This window comes from Rhodobacteraceae bacterium LMO-JJ12 (assembly GCA_021555075.1).
GTDB lineage: Bacteria > Pseudomonadota > Alphaproteobacteria > Rhodobacterales > Rhodobacteraceae > JAKGBX01.
Map to the genome: position 1 here is coordinate 694,180 of JAKGBX010000002.1, position 13,592 is coordinate 707,771.

The 13,592-nt window shown below is 58.5% G+C and carries 14 protein-coding genes, 1 tRNA gene and 2 pseudogenes; 10 read left to right on the forward strand and 7 right to left on the reverse strand.

From position 1 onward, the window contains the following. Window positions 1-32: 32 nt before the first annotated feature. Genes LZG00_15375 through LZG00_15400 form a run of 6 tightly spaced genes read left to right on the forward strand, consistent with a single transcriptional unit; the run spans window position 33 to window position 5,277 of the window. Window positions 33-1,007: a TRAP transporter substrate-binding protein gene (locus LZG00_15375; protein ID MCF3595377.1), complete on the forward strand. Its 975-nt coding sequence runs from the start codon at window positions 33-35 to the stop codon at window positions 1,005-1,007. Between the two features lie 4 nt (window positions 1,008-1,011). Beyond that, window positions 1,012-1,551, forward strand: a complete 540-nt coding sequence (locus LZG00_15380; protein ID MCF3595378.1) for a TRAP transporter small permease subunit — start codon at window positions 1,012-1,014, stop codon at window positions 1,549-1,551. A 9-nt stretch (window positions 1,552-1,560) separates the two neighbouring features. Next, window positions 1,561-3,012: a M81 family metallopeptidase gene (locus tag LZG00_15385; protein ID MCF3595379.1), complete on the forward strand. Its 1,452-nt coding sequence runs from the start codon at window positions 1,561-1,563 to the stop codon at window positions 3,010-3,012. Then, the gene (locus LZG00_15390) at window positions 3,009-3,860 is read left to right on the forward strand and encodes an alpha/beta hydrolase (GenBank protein MCF3595380.1); all 852 of its coding nucleotides are present in this window, start codon (window positions 3,009-3,011) and stop codon (window positions 3,858-3,860) included. The genes LZG00_15385 and LZG00_15390 overlap by 4 nt, the downstream gene beginning before the upstream one ends. Beyond that, entirely contained in the window at window positions 3,857-4,834 is a 978-nt protein-coding gene (locus LZG00_15395; protein ID MCF3595381.1) for an ornithine cyclodeaminase family protein, read from the forward strand. Before LZG00_15390 ends, LZG00_15395 begins: the two co-directional genes overlap by 4 nt. Before the next feature lie 53 nt (window positions 4,835-4,887). Further along, the gene (locus LZG00_15400; protein ID MCF3595382.1) at window positions 4,888-5,277 is read left to right on the forward strand and encodes an ectoine synthase; all 390 of its coding nucleotides are present in this window, start codon (window positions 4,888-4,890) and stop codon (window positions 5,275-5,277) included. A gap of 185 nt (window positions 5,278-5,462) precedes the next feature. On the opposite strand, the gene LZG00_15405 is transcribed toward LZG00_15400, so the two are convergent. The 3 genes from LZG00_15405 to LZG00_15415 form a co-directional block, all read right to left on the reverse strand. Further along, a complete protein-coding gene (locus LZG00_15405) occupies window positions 5,463-5,843 on the reverse strand; it encodes a GFA family protein (protein ID MCF3595383.1) in 381 nt (126 codons plus the stop codon). After that, window positions 5,840-6,580: a rhomboid family intramembrane serine protease gene (locus LZG00_15410; protein ID MCF3595384.1), complete on the reverse strand. Its 741-nt coding sequence runs from the start codon at window positions 6,578-6,580 to the stop codon at window positions 5,840-5,842. The genes LZG00_15405 and LZG00_15410 overlap by 4 nt, the downstream gene beginning before the upstream one ends. A gap of 194 nt (window positions 6,581-6,774) precedes the next feature. Then, on the reverse strand, window positions 6,775-7,248 hold the full coding sequence (locus LZG00_15415; GenBank protein MCF3595385.1) for a hypothetical protein: 474 nt from the start codon (window positions 7,246-7,248) through the stop codon (window positions 6,775-6,777). Between the two features lie 99 nt (window positions 7,249-7,347). On the opposite strand from LZG00_15415, the gene LZG00_15420 reads away from it, so the two are divergent. Beyond that, window positions 7,348-7,434, forward strand: a tRNA-Leu gene (locus LZG00_15420). 231 nt (window positions 7,435-7,665) lie between these two features. Here LZG00_15420 and LZG00_15425 read toward each other — a convergent pair. The 3 genes and pseudogenes from LZG00_15425 to LZG00_15435 all read right to left on the reverse strand — a co-directional run bounded on the left by LZG00_15425 (window position 7,666) and on the right by LZG00_15435 (window position 10,716). Next, a pseudogene (locus tag LZG00_15425) lies at window positions 7,666-8,189 on the reverse strand (transposase). A gap of 610 nt (window positions 8,190-8,799) precedes the next feature. Next, a complete protein-coding gene (locus LZG00_15430; GenBank protein ID MCF3595386.1) occupies window positions 8,800-9,462 on the reverse strand; it encodes a glutathione S-transferase in 663 nt (220 codons plus the stop codon). Window positions 9,463-9,774: 312 nt separating this feature from the next. Continuing rightward, on the reverse strand, window positions 9,775-10,716 hold the full coding sequence (locus LZG00_15435; GenBank protein ID MCF3595387.1) for a helix-turn-helix domain-containing protein: 942 nt from the start codon (window positions 10,714-10,716) through the stop codon (window positions 9,775-9,777). A 61-nt stretch (window positions 10,717-10,777) separates the two neighbouring features. Here LZG00_15435 and LZG00_15440 point away from each other — a divergent pair, with 61 nt between their 5' ends. The 3 genes from LZG00_15440 (at window position 10,778) to LZG00_15450 (ending at window position 12,775) form a co-directional block, all read left to right on the forward strand. Beyond that, complete coding sequence (locus LZG00_15440; GenBank protein ID MCF3595388.1) at window positions 10,778-11,338, forward strand: cysteine hydrolase; 561 nt, start codon at window positions 10,778-10,780, stop codon at window positions 11,336-11,338. Window positions 11,339-11,431: 93 nt separating this feature from the next. Continuing rightward, a complete protein-coding gene (locus LZG00_15445; protein MCF3595389.1) occupies window positions 11,432-12,031 on the forward strand; it encodes a LysE family translocator in 600 nt (199 codons plus the stop codon). A gap of 285 nt (window positions 12,032-12,316) precedes the next feature. Further along, window positions 12,317-12,775 (forward strand): hypothetical protein, encoded by a 459-nt coding sequence (locus tag LZG00_15450; GenBank protein ID MCF3595390.1) that lies wholly within the window; start codon window positions 12,317-12,319, stop codon window positions 12,773-12,775. A 15-nt stretch (window positions 12,776-12,790) separates the two neighbouring features. Here LZG00_15450 and LZG00_15455 read toward each other — a convergent pair. Then, window positions 12,791-13,308: pseudogene (locus LZG00_15455) on the reverse strand (integrase). Between the last annotated feature and the right edge of the window lie 284 nt (window positions 13,309-13,592).

Sequence of the window (13,592 nt, forward strand, 5' to 3'; positions counted from 1 at the left end):
CTAAACCAAAATACTAACATGGAGGAAGTGATATGAAGATTTCTCGTATTCTGGGGGGCGCTCTGAGCGTTGCCGTAATGACGTTGGCTGGTGCGGCCACCGCGCAGGTCAAAATCGCGCTCGACAGCCCGCCGAGCATGGAAGCCGGCAGCTATGTCTGGTCGCATACATTTAGCACCTATCTCAACGAACATGGCATGGAAGCCGAAGAATTCCAGCGCGGCGCGCTGGGTGGGGATGACGAGTTGTTCGATCAGGTCAGCCAGGGCTTGTTGGAAGTATCGATGTCGCCGCTGAATATTGTGGGGTCTCTCGACAAGCTGGTTTATGGTCTGCGCCTGCCCTATTTCTTCGCTGATATGGAGGAGGTGGACCGCGCGCTTTACGAAGGCGGTATGCTGGAAAAGATCAACGCAGCGACAACCAAGGAAGGTGTGCGGGTTCTGGCGGTGAATACCGTCGGGCAGGCCACAGGCATTTTCAATACCAAGCGGCCGGTGAATTCGGTAGCGGATATGGCTGGCTTGCGCATGCGCGCGCTGGATGAAAGCCAGATCGAGCTTTACAAGGCTTGGGGCGCTGCGGGCACGATTGTGAGCTGGGCTGAGGTGCCGAATGCGCTGCAAACCGGGGTGGCGGATGGCTATCTCAACCCGTCGTTTGTGCCGCTGTTGTTCGGGCATACCGATTTCTTGAAGTATTTCACCGATGCGCGGATCTCGCCTTCGCTGCGCAGCACGATTGTGTCTGAGGATTGGTATCAGGGCTTGAGCGATGAAGACCGTGCCATTGTGGATGCTGCTGCGGCGGCGGCAAATGCGGCCAACCGTGAATGGCTGAAATCTCAGGATGAAGTTTTCGGGAAGCTGGAAGCGGCAGGCGTTGAGATCGTCAAGCTGAGTGAAGAAGTGCGCGCCGAGTTTCGCGCAGCCTCGGGTCCGGCCTATGAAAGCGGGCTTTTGACACCTGAGCAGATTGCGGAATGGGAAGCCGCCAAGGGCAACTGAGCAGATGCGTGCTCTGGCCAGAACGCTCGACCGCTTCTCAGCCGGTCTCAACAGTATCGCCCTTTTGGGGGCGGTGCTGGCGGTGTTGGTGATGGTGTTTGCGGCGAGTTGGCAGGTGGTAGCGCGTTATGCTTTGGACGCGCCGCCGGTCTGGACCGAAGAACTGGCCCGGCGCGCGATGGTTTGGGCCGGGATGCTGGGCGCGTCCTGTGCGTTTCGTGCGCGGAAGGATCCGACGTTGTTTCCGGCAATGCATGATTGGCGGGGCGGGCCGGGCATGGTGCTGGCATTGATCCGGGCGATTGGTGTGCTGTGCTTTGCGGTCCCGGTGATTTGGTATTCGCTGGTTAATGGGCGGATGGACATGGCGCGGGGATTTCTGGGGCGCTCTCTTGGGCGGTCGGCAGAAATGCTGGACGTGTCGATGATCTGGTTCACTGCTGCGGTGCCTTTGGCCTTTGTTTTGATCCTCGTTCACTTGCTGGCGGGTCTGATGATCCGCGCCACCGGGCAATCGCTTGAACCTGCCACTCCTGATCTCTGAAAGGAAAACATGCGTATTTTCATTGCCGGTTTGACGACCGAAACCAACAGTTTTTCGCCGATGCCAACCGGGCGTGCCAGTTTTGAGGAAGGCGGAATTTTCCACGGTGATGCCACCAGGCATAAGGTGGAATATTGGACTGCGCCCCTGCATATCTGGCGCGAGATGGCCGAAGCGCAGGGTTGGGAAGTGGTCGAATCCCTGTGTGCGGCGGCGCAGCCTTCGGGGCCGACAGTGAAGGCGGTTTTTGAGGAGTTTCGCGACGAAATCCTGGGGGATTTGCGCGCGGCAGGGCCGGTCGATGTGGTGCTGTTCAGCCTGCACGGCGCGATGATTGCTGATGGATATGATGATTGTGAAGGCGAGCTTATCGCAGGGGCGCGTAAAATCCTGCCCGAGGCGGTGATCGGCGGCTTGCTTGATCCGCATTGTCAGTTGACGGATGTGATGATGCGGGAGGCAACCTTGCTGGTGGCTTATAAGGAATATCCGCATGTTGATGTGCCGGAGCGTGCGAAAGATCTGTTTCGGCTGGCTGTGAGCGCAGCGCAGGGTGAGACCCGGCCAGTGATGCGCGATTGGGATTGCCGGATGATCCTTGGGATGGCGACGCCGCAACAGCCGATGCGCGGGTTTGTCGATGCGATGAGTGCGCGCGAAGTACAGGACGGTGTGCTTTCGCTCTCCATTGCACATAGCTTTCCCTGGGGTGATCACCCGCGGGTGGGCGCGCGGGCGCTGGCAATTTGCGATGGCGATGCGGCATTGGCCGAGGCGGAGGCCGAACGGTTGGGGCGCGCGCTCTATGATTTGCGCCATGAGTTGCACCGCGAAGTTGCCAATATCCAAACCGCGCTGGATCGGGCCGAGGCGGCGACAAAATGGCCGGTGGTTCTGGCTGATATGTCGGACAACGCGGGGGGCGGCGCGCCGAGTGATGCGACGTTTCTCTTGCGTGCCATTCTGGAGCGGGGGATGCGCGATGTTGCGACCGGGATTTTCTGGGATCCGATTGCTCTGCGCATTTGCAAAGAGGCGGGCGAGGGCGCGACGCTTGATTTGCGACTGGGTGGCAAATGCGGGCCGATGTCGGGTGATCCGCTGGATCTGCGGGTCACCGTGCGCAAGATCGCCGACGGGCTGACGCAGCGGTTTGGCGAGCTTCCGGCCCCTCTGGGCGAAATGGTTTGGGTGACCTGCGAGGGGGTCGATATCGTGATCAACGATAAGCGCAGCCAGACGTTTCATCCCGAAGCGTTTGAGAAGTTGGGTATCGAGTTGGCCAAACGCCGCACTGTTTGCGTCAAGTCCTCGAACCATTATCAGGCCGGGTTTACCCCGATTGCGGCTGAAGTGATCCCGGTTGCGACACCCGGCGCTATCACGCCCGATTGGGCCAATATTCCCTACAAGAACAGGGCCCGCACCTATTGGCCCGCCGTGGAGGATCCTTTCAAATGACCAACCAATTGATTGCAGCGCGCGATTCATTTGCAGCCGAATACCCCGAGGTTCGCACCAATCTCAATGGCCGAGACTGGGGCGTTGTGGATGTTGGCGACGGACCCGTTCTGCTGCTCATGCCCGGCACGCTGGGGCGGGGCGATATCTTTTGGCAACAGATGTTGGCGTTGAAAGACCGTCTCAGGATCATTGCTGTGACCTATCCCGAGAGCGGCGGGATTGCCGAATGGGGCAGCGATTTGTTGGCGCTGATGGATCGGCTTGGCGTAACCCGCGCGACGGTTCTCGGCTCGTCGTTGGGCGGGTATCTGGCGCAGTATCTGGCGGAGACGGCGCCGGATCGTGTGGAGCGGCTCGTCGGGGCGAACACACTTTGCGCGGTGCAGGGGATTGACCAGAGGATGCCCTATGCGCTCGACCTCGACAATGTGCCGGTGGAGGAGTTGCGCGCCGGGTTTGCCGGGGGTCTGGGACAATGGGCCAAGGCACATCCTGAGCAGGGCGAGGTGGTGGAATTGTTGATGGGTGAGGTCAATGGCCGTATCCCGGAGGCGGAACTGCGCGCCCGGTTGAAGGCGACGAAATTCGCCCCCGACCTGCCGCCCGTGACATTGCCAGCGGAAAGGACCATCACAATCGAGGCCGATGATGATCCGCTTATCCCGCCAGAGATGCGCGCCATGGTGCGGGCGCGGCTGAAACCCGGTGTTGCCTATCGCTTTCTTGCGGGGGGGCATTTTCCCTATGTGGCGCGGCCTGCGGAGTATTCAGCGCTGCTTGAACAGGTGATGGGGCTTGTTGTGAGCGGGCCGGATTGGGGCCAAGAGAAGGAGCGCAGCCTGTGATCGTCTTAACACATGAGGATGTGGCGGATTTGTTGCCGATGACGCAGGCCATTGAAGTGGTCGATGCGGTGATGCGGGATGTCTCAAAAGGCACGGCGGCGTTGCCCTTACGCTCGGCCGTGCCGGTGGGGGGCGGCAACATGATGGGCGTGATGCCCGGCGCAATCGGCGATCCGGCCTGTTTCGGGGTCAAGATGGTGAGCCTTTTCCCCGACAATCCGGTGCAGGGCCTGTCATCGCATCGTGGAGCGATGGTATTGTTTGAGGCCGAAACCGGCGGCGCGATTGCGATGATGGATGCCAGCCTTCTGACCGCGATCCGCACGGCGGCGGCGAGCGGCGTGGCGACGCGCGCGCTGGCGCGCGAGGACGCGGCGAACCTGGCGATTATCGGTTATGGTGAACAGGCGGAGCATCATCTTGATGCGATGATGGCGGTGCGTTCGATCAAACGGCTGTTCGTGGCGGGGCGGGGCGCAGGCAAGGCCGAAACTTTTGCGGCGCGTGCGGCGGCACTTTACCCGCAGCTTGACGTGCGCCACGGCGTGGATCTCCGTGAGGCGGTAAGCGACGCGGATATCATTTGCACCGTTACGTCGGCATCTGCCCCTATCGTAATGGGGGATTGGGTCAAGCCGGGCGCGCACGTGAATGTGGTGGGATCGTCGATTGCGACAAAGCGCGAGGTGGACGACCGGATGGTGGAACGCGCTGCGATCTGGGTCGATTATCTGCCATCGGCGTTGGCGCAGGCGGGTGAAATCGTTGATATGATCGCTGCCGGGACGCTGCGCGAGAGTGATCTGCGCGGCGAGGTTGGCGCGTTGCTTTTGAGCGAGATTGGCGGGCGTGAGAGCGCCGAGCAGATTACCGTCTACCGCTCGCTTGGGGTGGCCGCGCAGGATCTGGCGGCTGCGCATCACGTGCTGAGTCGGGCGCGGGACGAGGGGCGCGGCCAATATGTGGAGTTTTGATCGCTCGGGCCAGCCGGGGCGTGGCAGAAACAAGTCAGGAGAGGGCGCGGGCAATGATTGTCAAACATCTGAGTGATATCGAGGATACCGAGGCGCATGTGCGCGGCGCAGGGTTTGAGAGCCGCCGGTTGCTGTTGGCCGGGGATGGGTTGGGCTATTCGCTGCATGACACCGTGGTGGAAGAGAATACCGAGCAGCGGCTGCATTACAAGAACCATATCGAGACCAATTATTGCATTGCCGGTGAGGGCGAAGTGGAGAATCTGGAAACCGGAGAGGTTTTCAGTCTCAAAGCCGGTTCGCTCTACACGCTGGATCGCAACGAGGCGCATGTCATTCGTGCGGGCAAGGGGGGCTTGCGGTTCGTCTGTATTTTCACGCCGGCCCTGACCGGGCGGGAGTTGCATGATGCCGATGGCAGCTATGGCTTGCCGCAAGGGTGATCGGGTCGGCAGGGAACGATCGTTTGTGGCTGTGAGGCGAAGGGCGCGCAGGCGCAAAGGACGGAAGCCTCCGGCGGGGATATTTTTGGCAAGATGAAGCCCGGGCGGGGTGGCTGGGCTGAATACGGCGGAAGACTTGCGTCGGTGTTTCGCAAGACTTGGGCAGGCGCGAAGTTATGCCGTGATCAATTGCGGTCTGACGGGTGATTGACACCGTCGTGCCAGGCGAGTGGTTCGTATTCGGCCGGGTTTACGCCGTCGAGTGCGCCGATATTGACGCCGTATTCATTGGGATTCGAGCGGCGGCGGTGATGGGTGTAGATGCCGCAGGTCTTGCAGAAATGGTGCCGTGCGGTGCCGGTGCCCCATTGATAGAGGGTGAGGTTGTCTTCACCTTTGATGATCTTGAGAGCATCAAGCGGCACGGTGAGCGTAGCGGCGGCGCGGCGACGGCAGAAGGAGCAGTCGCAGTGGCGCGCTTGCGTTAGAGGCACCGAGGGGGTGACGCGGAGTTCGACCTTGCCGCAGTGGCAGGTGAGGCGCAGGGGATGGTTTGGCAGGGTCATCGACGGCGTCCGATCCGGGGGACGCGCGACGGGTCGTAATGGGCCTCGGGGTGGGGTGGCTGACCTTCGTTACGCTCCCAGAAGCGTTTTCCACCGCGGCGCAGAAAAACCGGCAGGGTCGCCAGAAGACCGATTGCGAAGCCGCCCGCGTGAGCCCAATAGGCGACGCCGCCGACATTGGCGTTTGCAGTCATTGCGCCGGAGAATTGCAGGAGGAACCAGACAACAAGCACGATCCAGGCCGGGATCGTAAAGATGCGAAAGAAGATGACGATGATGAGCAGAATGTCGATCTTGGCCTTGGGGAAGAGCAGGAGATAGCCCCCCATCACTCCGGCAATCGCGCCCGAGGCACCGACGGTCGGCACCATCGAATTGGGGCCGGATAACACATGGACATAGCCCGCCCCGAGCCCGCAAATGAGATAGAAGACAAGAAAGCCGATATGGCCCATTTCATCTTCGAGGTTGTCGCCGAAAATCCACAGGAAAAGCATGTTGCCCGCGAGGTGCATGAAGCCGCCATGCAGGAACATTGAAGTAAGCAGGGTGGTGTAGCCATCACCTTGGGCTATTCGGGCGGGCAGGATGGCCCAGTCATAAAACAGCAGGTTGAGCGCGCGCGGGTCGCCAAACAGGCTGACATAGCTGAGAAAGACCACCGTGTTGAGCGCAATAAGCGCGTAGGTGACATAGGGCGTGCAGCCGGAAGGATTGTGATCGCGGATTGGAAACATGGGCGTCACGCTAGCTGGTTTCAGGAGGGGTGGGAAGCGGGAATGGGACGCCAGAGCCATGTCAAATGCGTTGGGCTTGGTCCGGCTCCATCAGGTTTAAGCCTGAGACGCCAAGGAAAGCTGCCGGGCGCGGATTGCACAAGCTTATGACGGCGAGTGAGGCGCCGAGACAGGCACGACGCAACCGTGGGCCGTCAGCCGGTGAACGGCTGGGTGTGAATCCGTTTGCGCGCTCTGCGCCACGAGCGCGTCACGGCTCGAAAAATCATATAAAGCGCGATGAAGAGCACGGCCAATACGGTGAAGCTCTTGAACCAGTCGAGGATCATCCAATGCAGTTGTGCGCCTGTGTTGAGCCGCATTGACGCGATGATCGCGGCAAATACGACCACTGTAATCAATTCGCCGTTGTCCCTGCCACGCATGAACGGGATGCGACGCCAGAAATTGAAATTGGCGATACGGTCAGCGGTAAACACATAAATCAGCCAAATCCCGATCAGCCCATAGCGCAAACCGGGGTTGAAATCCTGCGGTTGATACCCCGACAGGAAGAGCCCCGTAGACACCAAAGCCACAGGAACAAAGGCGATGCCCAGAGCGATCAGCATGCCGCGTTGAAAGGCGCGTCGCAGGCGGGATTGGGGATGGGGCGCGGTTTTTTTCATGTCTTTATGATTAATTGTGAATCTGGGCAAGATTTTGGCAGCCAATGGGTTTTCTGACGCTTTACACGAAAATTTAGCGGGCTATGGTCCGCACCAGATGCGGGCGTGATGGAATGGTAGACATACCAGACTTAAAATCTGTTGGGCCGTGTGCCCGTGTGGGTTCGACTCCCACCGCCCGCACCACTTAGTTGACCTAGGGCGTTGATTTACAAGCAATTTGCAAGAGCTGCACACTGGTAGCCCCCACAATTTCATTGTGCTGCGTCGGATGGTTTGCATTCAACGTTCTTGCCGATGCCGTTTTCAAACAGCCGATCATGCGGGGCGATCAACTTTCTCATCAGGTCGCCATAGATTTCGCTGGGGATAAGCACGCTTGCGGCCACCACGTTTGCGCACAGTCAGGCTCTCTTATTTGTAGATGCGATACAGCTTCTTCCAGTTCACCTGCCAGCCCTCGCGCTTCAGCAAAATGTGCAAACGGCGATACCCAAACCGTCGCCGCTGTGATGACAGATCCTTAAGGCGATCCCGCAACTCAGTATCGACCGGACGCTTAGATGTGCGCCGATAGACACCTGGATCAATCCCAGCCAAGGCACAGGCCCGCTTCTGATTGTATTGCTTCTCATTCATGACCCAGCTCGCAGCTCTGCGTCGCGCACCGGGCCTCACAAGTTTCTTCCCAGCATTTCCTTGAGCGTCGATACGTCCATCATCTGCTCCGCCAGCAACTTCTTGAGCTTGGCATTCTCAGCCTCCAGGGCCTTCAGCTTCTTCGCGTCCGACACTTCCATGCCGCCATACCTGGATCGCCATTTGTAGAATGTCGCATCGCTAACGCCGTGCTTGCGGCACAGCTCTTTGGCCCCAAGCCCCGCCTGATGCTCTTTCAAAATGCCGATGATCTGTTCTTCCGTGAACCTTGATCGCTTTATCGTCCGTCTCCTTTGATAGGAACAGACTAACCCCAAATCGCGGACTATTCAGGGGAGCAGGTCATTCGGCATATTTCTTACTCTCGCAAGCCAACGACCTGCAGATATCTCCCCTACCATCGTCTCGCAATTGCACAACTGTTTCATACATCGATTGGTGAATGACAGAGATCTTGCTCTCTCGGAGAACACGATCTCGACGTTGGATAGCCTTTCGAGAGGGCAGATACCGACGCTGCCTCAAGGCGCGTGCGTTGTAACCGGAACCAATTTCGACATTCCGATGCTCATGCAAGTTGACAAACTTCCGAATGAGCAAAAACCGGACAGCAGCGATGTAAACCTTCTCGAACTGTGGACCGGTGATGCTGGCTGACTTTTAATTGCTGGCGCCATTTCACTGACTGTGAACTCCAGCTGACATAGCTGCCGTTGAACGATACCTTTTCCAAAGGCCGGTTTGGGCCGAGTCCTGCCTTGATCAGGAAGGGCGGAAGACTGGCTTTCGCTGCGTTTTCAATTGAGGTCGGCTGCGGAAACTTTCGGGCTCTGCCCCGAAGGCCATGCCATCCGCACCCGCCGATGCCGGGCCGCATCGGCATTGCCAGAGCTATTCAGAGGCGTGGCCGAAAAGATAGGGGCGCGTGCCGTCTTCCCAAACAGTGAATTTCGCCATGGCCTTTTGAAAATCTGCGCTCTGAAGGAAACCGTCCAACCAAAGGATCACATTGGGCCAACGCTGCGCGTCAAACCAGGCACGGTCAATATGGGCGAACTGCCTCACAAACGGAAAGATCGCGATGTCGGCGAGTGTGGGCCTGTCGCCCGTCAGGAAAGGATACTTCGCCAGCTGTGTCTCAAGAGACTGAATGAAGGTGGATGCTTTCGCCCGTTCGGATTGGGCATCCAGATCAGGATAGCGGTCTGAGTATTTAGTGTGGTCAAGCGCGGCTTTGAAGGGCCCATCGTTCTGGGCAATCAGGGTTTCGCCGATACTGGGCATGTTCAATAGCCCAAGCGGATCACTCTTCCCAAGCGCCCATAGCATGATGTCGAGACTCTCATCCAAGTTTAGATCACCCGCTTGCAAATTAGGCACCGTGGCCGAAGGCGAGGCCCGTAGAAAAGCCTGCGGCTTATCCTTCAATTTGATCTCGCGCAGTTCTACCTCCAGCCCCGCGCTCAACACCGCCATCCGCGCCCGCATAGCATAAGGGCAGCGTCGAAAGGTCCACAGGATCGGTCGCGGTATGGTCAAAATCTCTTGGGTCATTGGTCCACTCTATGGTGAATAATGTTTGCCCGCAAAAAGAAGATCTTGGTTAGGCTCAAAACGAAAAGAGAATGACCGCTTCCGCCGCGGTGCTAACCTCAGCCCTTTGTCAATTTTTGCAGCCGCGGCGAATGACGGCTCTTGCAGGCCGCAAGGCGGCTCTGAGCCCATTCTTTCAGACGCTGCGGTGCGCGCAAATGGCTGATTAGCCGGATTATGCTGCGTAGCAGGATGACATTTCACTTAGGTCTGTTTCTGCCCATGGCAGCGTTTCGGTAGTGCAGGCCCAATCCGTACACGACGCTACGAGAGTCATCCAATAGCAAACCGCCGCCTATATTCGCTGGCGCTCACGCCACAGATCGAACGGAAGAGGCGGCTGAAGGTCGAGGCATCGGCGTAACCTACAGCCCAGCAGATTTCGTTTACCGGCATTGTCGTGCGTTCCAACAGACCCCGCGCCTTCTCGATCCGCAGTTCCTGTACATAGCGGCTTACCGAAAGACCCGTCGCATTGGTGAAGCGACGTTGGAATGTCCGTTCGGTCATCCCTGCCCTGTTCGACAAAGTTGGTAGGGCGAGTTCCAAAGCGGCGTTTTCTTCCATCCAGTGTTGGAGGCCCCGAATAGAGTCGTCGCCGTGATCCAGGCGCGGTCGGAAACTGCGATAGTTGCGTTGTTCGCGTCCCTGAGGGTCGATCAGCATTTGGCGGCAGGTGCGCGAGACGACGTCCGGCCCCAGCCACCGTCGCACCAAGAAAAGCCCCAGATCAACCCAGGCCATCACGCCGCCCGCGGTGACAATGTCGTGGTCGTCGATCAGCAGATGCTCCGGGTGCAGCTCCGCGCGTGGAAATGCGGCGCGGAACTCTCTTTCCAGCGCCCAGTGAGTTGTTACAGGCCGGCCATCCAGCGCACCTGCGTGGCCCAGCCAGAACGCACCCGCGCAGGCCGAGCACAGCGTCGCGCCGCCTCTATGTTGTTCGGCGATCCAGCCATGGACGAGTCCATCGGTATTGCCCCGGCCACCGGTCAGATTGGGCGGCACGATGACCGCATCAAACCCAGCCTCGCCATCAAGATCGCCGGGGCGGAGGACCGCATGATCCACCTTCCCTGAACCAACTTCGGCAGCATAGCGGTTTGCGACGGTCAGGATGTCGCCAAGGCCAAGCACGGCGGACATTTGCGCGCCCTCGTAGGCAATGAAAGCGATCTTAACCTGCTTTGGCGTATTCGGCACAGTGATTGTCATCAACGCCAATCGTAGAGCGAAGGGTTGAGCGCGTAAATTGGAAAAAAAGGAGAACACAGACATGACCAAGACAGCCCTGATCCTCATCGACATCCAGAACGACTATTTTGAAGGAGGCCTGATGGCCCTCGACGGCATGGATGCCGCTGCCGCCAATGCCAAGAGACTTCTTGCCGGAGCGCGAGCCAGGCGAGAACCGGTCTTCCATATCCGTCACATCGCGGGTTCGGCCGATGCTCCGTTTTTCCGTCCAGGCACTCTGGGTAGCGAGATCAATGAAACCGTGCGGCCCGACTCCAGTGAGACGGTCTTCGAGAAAAGCCGTCCCAATTCATTCGTCGGCACCGGTCTGGAAGCGGCACTGCGCGCGGCGGAGATCAAGCGTGTCATTCTCTGCGGCGCGATGAGCCAAATGTGTGTGGACGCCACCGCCCGCGCGGCGGCCGACATGGGCTTTGCCGTCACTGTGGTCGGGGATGCCTGCGCCGCCGCGTCGGTCAGTCACGGCGGCGTTTCGGTGCCGTCTGGACACGTCCACGCCGCGATCATGGCCCCCTTGGCGGCGAGTTACGGCAAGGTCGTGACGACAGATGACATGGTAAACAACCGCGGCGCTGCCTGACGAGGACAGCCCCCACCGCAATACGCATGAATCGGGCTGCATCAGCAGAAAAACCAGCCCACCATCACGGAAACAATCGCCGGAGTCCTTACCATGACAACGACCATAGCAGCCCTGATCGCCTTCCTCTTTCCGCTGGCCTACAGCCCGGGACCGGGAAACATGTTCTTCGCCGCCAACGGTGCGCGCTTCGGTATGAGAGCGACCCTTCCAGCCAATCTCGGATACCATGTGGCAACGTGGATCGTGACTGCGGCGATCGGCTTCGGCGCGCTGGCGGCCTTCACGACGCATCCGGGCGCGTTCAATTCGCTGAAGTTGCTCGGATGCCTCTACGTGCTTTGGCTGGCCTGGAGTCTCTTTCACAGCGGTGGACACGATGGCGCGACGGAGGCTACGCCCGCCGGATTCGGCACCGGGGTGTTGCTGCTTCTGTTCAACCCGAAAGCCTACCTCATCATCGCATTGATGTTCACGCAGTTCGTCGTCGCGGCAGACGGTACAGGCCAGTGGCAGGTTATCCTCGTCATCACAACGGTCTTCACCCTGAACAACCTCCTCGCGTTCCTGGCATGGACTGCCGCGGGCGACCGGTTGGCCAAGCAGTTTCGCGAAGAGCAAAGCGCTACGTGGATCAATCGGATTTTCGGCACAGTTCTCGCCGCCGTCGCCGTGTGGATGGCGATCGGTTGAGATTCTGTAATCACAGAATCTCAAGGTGCCTGTTCTTACGACCCCACCGGTTTTCCACGGTATCTAGACACCGAAACTTGAGCAACCGTTAGATCAAGTGATTTGAGCGATCGCTCAACAACGAGTAGATGGCGTCTCACAGCATCGTTTCCAATCTTGTGCAGGCATTCACCTTCAGGTGGTTCGCGGGCACATGGGGTTGCGCTGATTGTCGATAAATCTTGCTTGATATTACCTCTAACTTCCCTCGCGATGACCGCACAAAAGAAGAAAGAAAAGAACGAAATGGCCACCAAAAACACACTCAGAAACCTTGTAGTCGCCGGGCTGGCAGGAGAGGTTTCATTCGAGATCTACGCATGGCTGATCTCGCCAATACTTTTCGACGTCACTCTTGCTCCGGCCAACTTGGTTATCGCCCTCATTAAAATGGTACTTGGGGTTACTGTGCCGTATTGGGCCGGTTTTCTTGCGCACTTCATGATCGGTGCCATCGGGTTTTCTGGGTTTGTGTGGATAACGCATCTGGTTTCCCGGACCAGTCTTATCCTTTCAGGTGCGATTGCTGGGCTTGTTCTTTGGTTCGTAGCGCAAGGTCTGCTGGCCCCGGTCGTCGGGCGAACGTTCATGATGGGTTTCGGCGCTTACACGCAGTCCTCCTTTATCGGACATGTCGGCATGACCACGCTTATCGGATATGTCATGGTGGTGCTGCAAAAGCGGCAGGTTCACGCTACGGCCTGAGCGCTACCATGAAAACTAAGAGCAAAGCAGAGCCGGTTCCTGCTTTGTCCGCCCAATCGAATGCGTGCCGTATGCGCTCGCCTCCAGTCCAATGGACGTCACCCAGTCACGAACTATCCGCGCATACTGGCGGGTTGAGAAGTGAAGCAGTTCGTGAAAACGGCCGGGCCAAAGGTACTCGGATCCGATCATCAGCGGGTCTTGCACCCATCTGTCGAGCGACGCCCGTGTGCCTTCAGAAATTTCGAAGCGTACAGGTTTCTCCGTCTTGCTTTGCAGAACGGACGCGCGTTCGTTGATCTGACCGGACGCCATCACATTGACGACTCTCATCTTAACAAGATCATAGCCGCGCAGCTTGCTGTCGATGGCCAGATTGAAGAGTGTCAGATCCCGGTGGTTCTCGGCCTGTTCAAGCCGAACGCCGATCGCCCAGACATGTTTGGGCTTGAGTGGTCGTTTCTGACCGACGAGCCGGCCCTTATGCCAGGCGGGCGAAGCGCGCGAATAGCGGGTAAGTTTGGTGTTTGCATGACTAATACTCCGATCCACCATGCACCCCCAAGTCGACAACCCGACGTTGACGGATCATAATATCATGAAATGCTGCGGCGCATCCGAGGTCCGCAGAGAGCTCAATATGTTCGATGCTGCACTTTGCGCAAAGGCCCGTTTTGACAGGTTCCGCAGCGTGTCAGGTTAACGGTCGTTTATTTGGCAATCTTTTTTCGAAACCGCCTAACTGTCGACGACAGTGTGGGGATCCCGCCCTTCAACTGTGTCAATGGCGCTCAACCATGCGTCCATTAAGGCTCTG